The organism is Vibrio sp. V42_P2S4T144 (assembly GCF_009904715.1).
Classification (GTDB): Bacteria; Pseudomonadota; Gammaproteobacteria; order Enterobacterales; family Vibrionaceae; genus Vibrio; species Vibrio alginolyticus.
In genome coordinates this window covers 1-7,178 of sequence record NZ_WXWS01000308.1, presented here as the reverse complement: position 1 = coordinate 7,178, position 7,178 = coordinate 1, and the positions used below count along the sequence as shown (strand labels likewise).

The 7,178-nt window shown below is 44.9% G+C and carries 7 protein-coding genes; 3 read left to right on the top strand and 4 right to left on the bottom strand.

What is annotated here, in order from left to right:
* Positions 1–7 precede the first annotated feature (7 nt).
* Both msrB and CAG68_RS10670 read left to right on the top strand, forming a co-directional pair.
* Complete coding sequence (gene msrB, locus CAG68_RS10675; protein ID WP_053307140.1) at positions 8–1,150, top strand: peptide-methionine (R)-S-oxide reductase MsrB; 1,143 nt, start codon at positions 8–10, stop codon at positions 1,148–1,150.
* A 33-nt stretch (positions 1,151–1,183) separates the two neighbouring features.
* Positions 1,184–1,330, top strand: coding sequence for a DUF2256 domain-containing protein (locus CAG68_RS10670; protein WP_005374142.1), 147 nt, complete (start codon positions 1,184–1,186; stop codon positions 1,328–1,330).
* A gap of 61 nt (positions 1,331–1,391) precedes the next feature.
* Here the strand turns inward: CAG68_RS10670 and CAG68_RS10665 are convergent, their stop codons facing one another.
* The 3 genes from CAG68_RS10665 to CAG68_RS10655 are packed head-to-tail and all read right to left on the bottom strand — an operon-like array spanning position 1,392 to position 4,995.
* Positions 1,392–2,099, bottom strand: a complete 708-nt coding sequence (locus CAG68_RS10665; protein ID WP_017819732.1) for an SDR family oxidoreductase — start codon at positions 2,097–2,099, stop codon at positions 1,392–1,394.
* The gene (locus CAG68_RS10660; RefSeq protein WP_053307139.1) at positions 2,099–3,643 is read right to left on the bottom strand and encodes a cryptochrome/photolyase family protein; all 1,545 of its coding nucleotides are present in this window, start codon (positions 3,641–3,643) and stop codon (positions 2,099–2,101) included. Before CAG68_RS10660 ends, CAG68_RS10665 begins: the two co-directional genes overlap by 1 nt.
* Entirely contained in the window at positions 3,643–4,995 is a 1,353-nt protein-coding gene (locus tag CAG68_RS10655; protein ID WP_047102819.1) for a DASH family cryptochrome, read from the bottom strand. The genes CAG68_RS10660 and CAG68_RS10655 overlap by 1 nt, the downstream gene beginning before the upstream one ends.
* Before the next feature lie 349 nt (positions 4,996–5,344).
* On the opposite strand from CAG68_RS10655, the gene gefA reads away from it, so the two are divergent.
* On the top strand, positions 5,345–6,358 hold the full coding sequence (gene gefA / locus CAG68_RS10650; protein WP_047102820.1) for a diguanylate cyclase GefA: 1,014 nt from the start codon (positions 5,345–5,347) through the stop codon (positions 6,356–6,358).
* Positions 6,359–6,448: 90 nt separating this feature from the next.
* Here the strand turns inward: gefA and CAG68_RS10645 are convergent, their stop codons facing one another.
* The gene (locus CAG68_RS10645; RefSeq protein ID WP_005374156.1) at positions 6,449–7,027 is read right to left on the bottom strand and encodes a malate synthase; all 579 of its coding nucleotides are present in this window, start codon (positions 7,025–7,027) and stop codon (positions 6,449–6,451) included.
* Positions 7,028–7,178 lie beyond the last annotated feature (151 nt).

Genomic DNA, 7,178 nt, shown 5'->3' with positions numbered 1-7,178 from the left:
GGTAGCTATGAAGAATATGTCTAAGTTATTGGCCGGTTTCTCCTTCGCACTTCCAGTCTTGTTTCTACTATTGAGTAAAACAGGTACCGCCGATACGATGGATAAGCTGAAGGCTTCAGAGAATACAAGAATCGCAACGCTAGCTGGCGGTTGTTTCTGGTGTACAGAATCGGATTTAGAGCAACTGCCCGGCGTAATCGATGTTGTATCAGGTTATTCAGGTGGTCATATTGAAAACCCGACTTACCGCCAAGTCTCTTCTGGTAAATCTGGTCATATTGAAGTGATTGAGGTGAAGTACGATCCTGCTGTCGTGAACTACGAGCAAGTGCTGGACTACTTCTTCCGTCATATCGACCCTACCGACGATAAAGGTTCATTTGTTGACCGTGGTCCTCAATACCGTCCAGCGATCTTCTACCATAATGCGGAGCAAAAGCAGATTGCTAAGCAGTTTATGATGGAAATCGACAAGGCGATGATCTATCCAAAACCGTTGAAAACAGAGCTGATCGAGTTTGAAAAGTTTTACCCTGCGGAGTCGTATCATCAGGATTACTACAAGAAGAGTAGCTTGAAGTACAAATACTACCGCTACGCATCAGGTCGCGATAAATATCTCGACGAAGTATTTGGTGAAGATCGAAAAGAAAGCCCTAAAACACTTCGACAGTTGATTGAAGAAAAAAAGCTGTTTTCGAAAGTGAAAGCGTACAGTAAGCCTGCTCAGTCTGAAATCAAATCAAACTTAACAGAGCTACAGTATTACGTGACGCAAGAAGAAGGCACGGAGCGTCCGTTTGATAATGAATACTGGGACAACAAAGAAGCGGGAATTTATGTGGATATTGTGACCGGTGAACCGCTATTTTCTTCTACTGATAAATACAAATCTGGCACAGGTTGGCCAAGCTTTACTCGACCAATTAACCCGGGTTACATCGTGGAGAAAACCGATTATAAACTACTCTACCCTAGAACGGAGATCCGCAGTAAGTTTGGTGATTCACACCTAGGTCATGTGTTTAAAGATGGTCCGAAGCCGACGGGATTACGCTATTGCATGAACTCTGCTGCGATGAAATTTGTACCTGTGAACAAGATGGCGAGTTTAGGCTACGGCGATTACCTGTACCTATTTGATAAGTAGTTTTAGCCAAATTAGGAGTGAACATTCAGCGCGATGAAAGGTTTTAAATCCAACCTTCCCATGAAAGTCTGTCCGGTCTGTCAGCGCCCATTTTCTTGGAGAAAGAAGTGGGCGCGAAATTGGGAGGAAATCGTTTATTGTTCTGAGCGTTGCCGAAGAAATAAATCAACGAAAACGTAGGTCACTCCGACCCTCTCTGGAGTATGTTATTTCATTTGTATTAACGTTTGTACGCGTTCTCTTACCAAGGTAATAACGTCCCATCATAAGCCCAAAACGCCCCGCTATCTTGCGGGGTTGCTTTTTCTATCAAGCCTAATAAATCCTTAGCAACTCGCTCTGGCGTGAACAACTTTCCCTCTGGGACATTGGTTTGAAAAGGTGCCGACAAAGCGGTATCTGTGGTGCCAGGGTGAAGTGAAAGCACCGTGCCATGTTTGACCACTCTTTGCCATTCGATCGACATGGTTTTTAGGAACATGTTTAATGCGGCTTTCGATGCTCGATAGCTGTACCAACCACCTAACTGATTATCGCTAATGCTGCCAACTTTGGCCGAAATGGTCGCAAACTTGGGTGCAGTACTGCGCTTTAGCTTGGGCGTGAAGTATTTTGCCAACAGTAAACTTGGCAAAGTATTAACCGTGATGGTTTGCTGAAAGAAGTCTGCGTCGAGCGAGCTAAGATTCTTCTCAGGACCTTTCTCTTGGGTGTGCAACATACCAACACAGTTCACCAACCAATCGACGTGTTCAATCTGCTCACTGAACGCTTTTACCTGCTCGTCTTGCGATACATCCACTTGATGCCAAACGACATTTGGGTGTTGCCAATCTGGTTGCTGCTTACGATAAGTGGCATGCACGCGAGCTTGAGGAAACCGAGCTGCGGCTTCTCTCACCATCGCCAAACCAATTCCACCATTGCCACCGACGATGAGTATTTCCATCACAAGTTCTCCACGTTTTCTATGTAGTGCTCTGCGGTATCAAGAATCGCTTGGCGTTGTTGTTCTTCCATGTTGTCCCAAGAGCGGAAAATCATCCCGATTCGTGGATTGGCTGCGAGGCGCTTGTCGTGTTTGTTCATAAAGCGCCAATAAAGGCTGTTAAACGGACACGATCCTTCCCCACTCCTCGCCTTATTGTCGTAATGGCAACCCTTACAGTAGTCGCTCATTTTGTTGATGTAAGAACCACTCGCCGCGTAAGGTTTGGTGCCAACAATGCCGCCATCCGCAAACAATGCCATGCCACGAGTGTTCGGCATTTCGACCCATTCAATCGCATCAACATAGATACCGAGATACCACTCATCCACTTGATCTGGGTCGATCTCGGTTAGCAAGCAAAAGTTACCAGTGACCATCAAACGTTGGATGTGGTGTGCGTAGGCATAATCAAGGGACTGACCAATCGCATTGCGCATACAGGCCATTTTGGTTTCGCCACTCCAAAAGAAGTTTGGCAGCTTTCTTTCTGCGCCCAGCTCGTTCTTTTTCGGGTAATGAGGCATGTTCGCCCAATAGACGCCTCGGATGTACTCTCGCCATCCTAAGATTTGGCGAATAAACCCCTCAACTTGAGAAATGTCGATGTCCGCGTTGGAGTGAAATGCCTTGAGTGATGCATCAATGACTTCTCTCGGGTGCAGCAATTTGCTGTTGAGCGAGAATGAAATTCGGCTGTGATACAAGCTCCACTTAGCGTCGTGCTGGCCTGTCATAGCATCTTGAAAACGTCCGAATAACGGCAGACAGACTTGGCAGAAATGCGCGAGTAAAGAGAGGCTTTGCGCGCGATTAATCGGCCACAACAATTCCCCTTCGAGATTTCCGATAGTTTTGATGTCATGTCGTGCCAACCGCTCAGTAATATCGCGCACGTCGGTACTGAACATCAAAGGTTGTGGCAGTTGTTCAATGTCTTTGGCTTTGAGCTTGTTACGGTTATTGGCATCGTAATTCCATTTTCCGCCGACGGGTTTTCCGTCTTGCATCAAGATGTCGAAGCGCTTGCGCATACGGCGGTAAAAGTGCTCCATCATGATGTGTTTGCCTTGAGGAAACTGCGATTCTATCTCTTCAAACGGCAACAAAAAGTGTTCCGAATCGACACAACGCGCCACGACCCCATCAAGCTTTAGTTTGGCTAACTGCTCTAGTAAACGGTATTCATCCGGGCGTTGATATTCAAACTTACTTGCACCAACTTCGCTCACGTAGTGTTGCAAGACTTGCTCAAGATCGTCGAAGGATTGTGTGTCATCCAACGTGAGGTGCTGAACTTGGTGACCTTCACTCTGACGCTCTTTCGCAAACTGTTCCATTGCAGAAAAGAACGCACACACTTTCTGAATATGATGCGTGACGTAAGTATTCTCTTGCTTGAGCTCCGCAATCAGGTAAAGCACTTGCTCATCCGGTTGATGAAACCAAGAGTGCTCACTGTTAAGTTGATCGCCCAAGATCAATCGTACGGTTTCAAATTGCATTACGGTTTCTCCGACGACGAAGCTTTGTCACTGCTGCCCATCACAATCGGCCAATCGACCATGTCTACACTATCCAAATGCGCGCCAGGACAACGACCTTGCCACCTATCGATGAACTCCATGTGCGGATCGTACATTTCGGTTTGCTTTTCGAGGTTGAATTGTCGTGAACCACGCGGATCAGCACCAACGCCCGCTAGGTATTGCCAATTTCCCCAGTTTGATGCCACATCGTAATCAACCAGTTGTGACTCAAAGTACGCCGCGCCATAACGCCAATCGAGGCTAAGTTCATGCACCAAACAACTGGCGACTAACTGTCTGCCACGATTCGACATATAACCCGTTTCATTAAGTTGGTGCATACACGCATTGACGATAGGAAATGGCGTTTCACCTTTCTTCCATTGTTGGAAACGGTGCGCGTAAAAGCTAGTGAGTGGTGCTTGATTTTGGATGCCACCGAATCGGAACAGCTGCCGCTTGTATCGACGGGCATACCAATAAAAGTATTCACGCCAAAGCAGTTCGAAGTAAATCCAATAGGTTGAATCATTTGCACCACTCTCCGCTTCATAACGTTTCAACATGGCATAAATAGTTTTCGGAGAAACGCACCCATGAGCTAGCCAAGGAGAGAACTTAGTGGAGTAATCCATGCCATCTAAACCGTTGCGTGTTTGTTTGTATTCACTGGCTAGTGTGGAAGCAAAATACTGGCGACAATGTTCAAGCCCGCGGCTTTCTCCACCATGAAACGCAGCTTTTGTGTCAAAGTAATATGCAGTAACGGAAGGAAGATTCACACCTAAAGGAATTGGAGGTAACGAACGGATACTCTCGTGGGGCCGAGAGATGTCTAAACCTTCAACTTGCTTTCTAAACTGCGTGAAAGTCGTAGGCAGTTTGCTCAAGTCAAATGGCAGTTGTTCTTCCCTTAACAGGGTCCGGATTGCTTGCTGTTTTATTTTTACATGAGAAGCGCCTTCAGCTACGCGATCTAACGCTTGTTGCTCATCCGAACCGGGAAAGGCGTCAGCATATATATGTGTGACGCCGAAGCGATTAACAGCATACTTGATTGCTTGATCGGGCGTCAGTTCAACCGCCCATAATCGCTGACCAAGGTGATTCAAAGATCGATTGAGTTCACTAAGCGATGAGTCGAGAAACTGCAATTTCGCGCGCCCGAAAGAGGCTTCCTGCGCAAAGTGATGCAAGTAAGGCGTCATTGAAGGGTAGCAATACAAGCAAATTAACTCGTCCATTTCTACACTGGCGCTTTTCAACAGTGGGTTGTCGTGCAATCGCAAGTCGTTCGTGAACCAATAAAGTCCTATTTTCTTTTTCAATTCGCACCCTCAGATGTTAATTCTTCGTCTACGAGTTCTTTTCACGGAGACCCTGACGTTAAGCCTTTTGATTTACTTGCTTTTATACGAAAACGAGAGTTTGACGATCATTAGGTTACTAACGTTTACACGGAATCCATTTGCTGGATATCTCAAAACACGCAATACCACCAAATGCCTGTACATGTTTCATACTGATATTTTATAAAATTTGAATCCAACGGTATTGATCACGATCTTAATCACTCATTTTCTATATAAACCATGCAAAAGTGATAAAAATTAAAGCGACATTAGTTAATATCCGTTAATCTAAGCCCAATCCCATTTTGCTAGTACCATCGCAGAAATGACCGACGAGTTTAAGAAATCAACCGCTAATTTAAAAAAAGCGGTCCCACTGATGATCAAAAACCATGTTGCTGCCACGCCAGCCAACTACGCGCTTTGGTATACCTACGTTGACAAGACCATTCCAGAACTCAACTTTGAGTTAGACATGGTGTTAGAAAACTACGGTATTTGCCCGCCAGCAACCAATAAACAGCTTTACAACAACTATGTGGCCAGCAAAGCAGAAACCAGCCTTGAAGATCTTAGAACCAATGTAGAAGTTCTGCTACACGAAGTATCCAGTTCAATGAGCGATACGATTTCAGATACTTCCTCCTTTTCCGAGATGGTAGACAAAAGCTTTAATAAACTGGAAAAAGTTGAGGACAATAGCCTAAGCATTGAAGAAGTGATGGTGGTGATTCGTCAACTTGTCGCAGAGTCACATGAAATTCGTCACTCAACAAAGTTTTTGAATAGCCAATTGACTAACGCGAGTGAAGAAATTTCTCGCCTCAAAAACCAACTGGCTGAAGTACAGCAAGATGCGTTGTTCGATGGTTTGTCAAACCTATACAACCGCCGAGCATTTGACAAAGATCTCTCTTCACTTATTGCATCAAATCAGGCAATGACCTTGATCATGCTTGATATCGATCATTTCAAATCATTTAACGACAATTACGGGCACCTTTTTGGCGATACAGTATTAAAAGCCATTGCCCGCCGGCTACAACAAAGCTGTCGAGATGGGATATGTGCGTACCGTTTTGGTGGTGAAGAATTCGCGTTAATTGTACCTAACAAATCTCTGCGAATTGCTCGCCAATATGCAGACACACTACGCCGGATGATAGAAAAACTGCGTATCAGAGATAAGCGCTCAGGCACACAAGTTCACAGCATTACCGCTTCTTTTGGGGTAGCAGAATTTGAGCCGGGTGATACGCCTGAAGCCTTAATCAATAAAGCCGATAAACAGCTTTATGAAGCAAAACAACTCGGTCGTAACCGCGTGATGCCAATTTAAATAAACTGACTAAGCGAAAACGACTTTTACGATGAAAAAGAAAACCCCGCGACGTAAAGTGCGGGGTTTTTATATCCAATCATGAGTATCTTAATCGACGCTGTAGCAGTAACTTAGAATGTAGTCGTCACCATTTTTTGCGGTATATTCTTTATCTTCACTGCATGCCATCGGCTTACCTTTTTTGTCGCCTTTGATTAGGCTTATCCAATGGCGCATCGCAGTTGGTGCATTGCCAGTTAGTTCAGGATGAAACGTCGTGCGAGTTTCCAATTGAATATCGTCAATGTCCACTAATTCCACGCAACCAGTGCCTTTGTGACAGCCAAACAGCACTTCGACATGATTGCCCGAATCATCTTTAAACAAAATCGACTTTGGATCTTCCTTTTCACCAGTGTACGCCACGAAGTGTTTTGGGCTTTTCAGGCCGCTGTGTGTACCGTCTTTGAAATAAGCCAAAACATGGCGGTAATCAATCACGTAACTTGATACATCTTGGTGCGACCCGTTCTCCAATGGGAACATGCGGTCAAGCAGTTGCTTCGCTTTTACTTGTTTCTCACTCTGCTGCTCAGCACTTACCGCTTCGACGGCAAATACGGCTTCAGCGATAAATGGGCGTTGTTGTTGTTGCATCTCTTTTTTATCGAAGTTCAGCATATTCATCGTCATATCCTCGCACTTAAAAACTCGTCCTAGAGTAAAAACTTAAATCCTTTATTTAAGTTTCAGGCAATTCTGTGAAGTGGATGGTTAATTTCCTTGCCTGCTCATTATGTAGACTAGCGAAATATTGACTACAATTTCACAACAAAAA

Excerpts from the sequence above, each read along its gene's own strand:
- CAG68_RS10645 (WP_005374156.1), bottom strand. The coding sequence starts at position 7,027 with ATGAATATGCTGAACTTCGATAAAAAAGAGATGCAACAACAACAACGC.
- gefA (WP_047102820.1), top strand. The coding sequence starts at position 5,345 with ATGACCGACGAGTTTAAGAAATCAACCGCTAATTTAAAAAAAGCGGTC.
- CAG68_RS10660 (WP_053307139.1), bottom strand. The coding sequence starts at position 3,643 with ATGCAATTTGAAACCGTACGATTGATCTTGGGCGATCAACTTAACAGT.
- CAG68_RS10665 (WP_017819732.1), bottom strand. The coding sequence starts at position 2,099 with ATGGAAATACTCATCGTCGGTGGCAATGGTGGAATTGGTTTGGCGATG.
- CAG68_RS10670 (WP_005374142.1), top strand. The coding sequence starts at position 1,184 with ATGAAAGGTTTTAAATCCAACCTTCCCATGAAAGTCTGTCCGGTCTGT.
- msrB (WP_053307140.1), top strand. The coding sequence starts at position 8 with ATGAAGAATATGTCTAAGTTATTGGCCGGTTTCTCCTTCGCACTTCCA.